The organism is Pseudobacillus wudalianchiensis, from assembly GCF_001685015.1.
Lineage (GTDB): Bacteria > Bacillota > Bacilli > Bacillales > Domibacillaceae > Pseudobacillus > Pseudobacillus wudalianchiensis.
Window position 1 is genome coordinate 1 of record NZ_MAYT01000015.1, and the last position, 765, is coordinate 765.

Genomic DNA, 765 nt, shown 5'->3' on the forward strand with positions numbered 1-765 from the left:
AGGATAACATGAACGGAGGAAGGGGGATTCGAACCCCCGCACGGTTTAATCCGCCTATCGGTTTTCGAGACCGACCCCTTCAGCCGGACTTGGGTATTCCTCCATATAGCGGCGGAGGGGATCGAACCCCCGACCTTGCGGGTATGAACCGCACGCTCTAGCCAGCTGAGCTACACCGCCATTATTGCTTATAAATGGAGCCTAGCGGGATCGAACCGCTGACCTCCTGCGTGCAAAGCAGGCGCTCTCCCAGCTGAGCTAAGGCCCCATGTTACATGAGTTGAAAGCTTTGATTATCAAAATGGCGCGCCCGAGAGGAGTCGAACCCCTAACCTTTTGATCCGTAGTCAAACGCTCTATCCAATTGNTAAACAGTTAGATGGCGCGCCCGAGAGGAGTCGAACCCCTAACCTTTTGATCCGTAGTCAAACGCTCTATCCAATTGAGCTACGGGCGCATAATTTTATAAATGTGAAAAATGATGCGGGTGAAGGGAGTCGAACCCCCACGCCTTGCGGCGCCAGATCCTAAGTCTGGTGCGTCTGCCAATTCCGCCACACCCGCATATAAATGGTGAGCCATGAAGGACTCGAACCTTCGACCCTCTGATTAAAAGTCAGATGCTCTACCGACTGAGCTAATGGCTCTTCGTGGTGCCGGCAAGAGGACTTGAACCCCCAACCTACTGATTACAAGTCAGTTGCTCTACCAATTGAGCTACACCGGCTTACTATGTAGAAAGTGAAAATGGAGGATGACGGGATC

Annotated in this window: 7 tRNA genes; all 7 read right to left on the bottom strand. The window is 52.4% G+C overall.

The annotated features are described in order from the left end of the window. Positions 1 to 13: 13 nt before the first annotated feature. Positions 14 to 103: transfer RNA gene (locus tag A8F95_RS10495), tRNA-Ser, on the bottom strand. A gap of 3 nt (positions 104 to 106) precedes the next feature. Next, a tRNA-Met gene (locus tag A8F95_RS10500) sits at positions 107 to 180 on the bottom strand. Between the two features lie 15 nt (positions 181 to 195). Next, positions 196 to 268 (bottom strand) — tRNA-Ala (locus tag A8F95_RS10505). A 112-nt stretch (positions 269 to 380) separates the two neighbouring features. Continuing rightward, a tRNA-Arg gene (locus tag A8F95_RS10510) sits at positions 381 to 457 on the bottom strand. A gap of 25 nt (positions 458 to 482) precedes the next feature. Further along, positions 483 to 564: transfer RNA gene (locus tag A8F95_RS10515), tRNA-Leu, on the bottom strand. 7 nt (positions 565 to 571) lie between these two features. Continuing rightward, positions 572 to 647 (bottom strand) — tRNA-Lys (locus A8F95_RS10520). A gap of 4 nt (positions 648 to 651) precedes the next feature. After that, positions 652 to 727 (bottom strand) — tRNA-Thr (locus A8F95_RS10525). Between the last annotated feature and the right edge of the window lie 38 nt (positions 728 to 765).